General features: G+C 73.1%; 2 protein-coding genes. Both read right to left on the bottom strand.

Annotation, left to right across the window (positions count from 1 at the left end; all coding sequences use genetic code 11):
- Positions 1–155: 155 nt before the first annotated feature.
- A complete protein-coding gene (locus V8688_RS31910; RefSeq protein WP_342802377.1) occupies positions 156–725 on the bottom strand; it encodes a copper resistance CopC family protein in 570 nt (189 codons plus the stop codon).
- Entirely contained in the window at positions 725–1,375 is a 651-nt protein-coding gene (locus tag V8688_RS31905) for a YcnI family protein (RefSeq protein ID WP_342802376.1), read from the bottom strand. Before V8688_RS31905 ends, V8688_RS31910 begins: the two co-directional genes overlap by 1 nt.
- Between the last annotated feature and the right edge of the window lie 72 nt (positions 1,376–1,447).

Genomic DNA, 1,447 nt, shown 5'->3' with positions numbered 1-1,447 from the left:
GAGCACCCGCGCGCCCGCCGACCAGGGGAAACCGCCGCCGCGGCGCAGCAGCCAGGCCAGCGCCACCCCGGCCAGGGCGGCCACCACGACCGGCACCAGGACCCGCCACTGCCGCAGCGTCGTCGCGGGTACCCGGCGACCGGTCGTCATGGTGGCTACTTCTTGCGGCCGGACAGCAGCGCGACCGCGAGGCCCGCGCCGAACAGCACCACGCCACCGGCGATGAACACCCACACCGGCACGCCGCCGTCGGAGTCGCCGCTATCGGCAGTGTCCGCACCCGGCTTGGGTCCCGGCGTGCCGGTACCCGCCTTGCTCAGCGTGAAATGCCGGGTCCCGCTGACAGGGTGCCCGTCGGCGGAGGTGACCCGGAACGCGAGGGTGTATTCGCCGACCGGCCCGAGCTCGCCCAGTTCCACACTGACGGTGCGGCCCTCGACGAGCGCCTTGCCCTTCGACCACAGGCGACCGTCCGGGCCGACCACGGTCAGCGACGGAAAGTTCTGCTGCAGTTCCTCGTTGAAGGTGATGCTGGCGCGCGCGGGCCCGGCCTCGACGGTCGAGCCGTCCTCGGGCACGCTGCTCACGGCACCGGAGTGCGCGCTCGCCGCGCCCGCCGCGAACATCGCGGCGAACAGGCCCGCGATCAGCACCGCGAGCACCCGGCGTCCGATGCGCAGCCGCGCGGATCGGTTGATATCGGCGACGAGATGATCGGCCCGCATCACGACCGCCGCGAACGGAAGACGAGGCCGAGGCCGAGCGCGGCCGCGAACAGGCCGAGGGCCAGCCCGATGCCGCCGAGCCAGCGCGCCACCGTGTCGGTCTCCGCGACGCTGGTCGCACCGGAAGCGACCCTGTGGTCGCCGCCCGCGTCACCGCCGTCGGCGCCCAACGTGATCGACGGTGCCGGATGCTCGGGCTCGGCACCGCCGGTGCTCGGCTGATCCCAGGCGACGACCTTGCCGTCGCTGTAGGTCTGGGTGGCGGGGAAGTTCACCGTGTCCTGCGCGGGCAGCGGGCCCAGCGAGAGCACGAAGCGCTGGAACTGGCCGGGGCCGACGCCCGGGTTGCCCGGGTCGGCGGTCCAGGCGACGGCGACGGCCTCGCCCTTATCGTTGCGCTCGACCTTGGCTGTCCAGCCCGGCATCGGCTCGGTGCGCACGCTTTTCAGGTTCGGCACGGCGACGCGCAGCGCGGTGGTGGCCGCGGTCTCGGATTCGGTCGGCACCTTGAAGGTGGCGACGGTGTACTTGCCCTGGGCGGCGCCCGGCGCGTCGACGGTCACGTGCGCGGCCGCCGAGCCGCAGGCGGCGAGCACCAGACCGGCCGCGACGGCGGCGGTCCCGGTGCTACGGGTGATGAAGTTGTGCATGGAAAGCCTTCTGTCCGAAGAGATGCTGATGTCGTGACGAATCAGGCGGACAGCGGCGGCGCGCGCGGACAT

It is taken from the genome of Nocardia sp. No.11 (assembly GCF_038752175.1).
Lineage (GTDB): Bacteria > Actinomycetota > Actinomycetes > Mycobacteriales > Mycobacteriaceae > Nocardia > Nocardia canadensis.
Note: the sequence above shows the minus strand (reverse complement) of the source record. Positions and strands in the feature narration are given on the sequence as shown.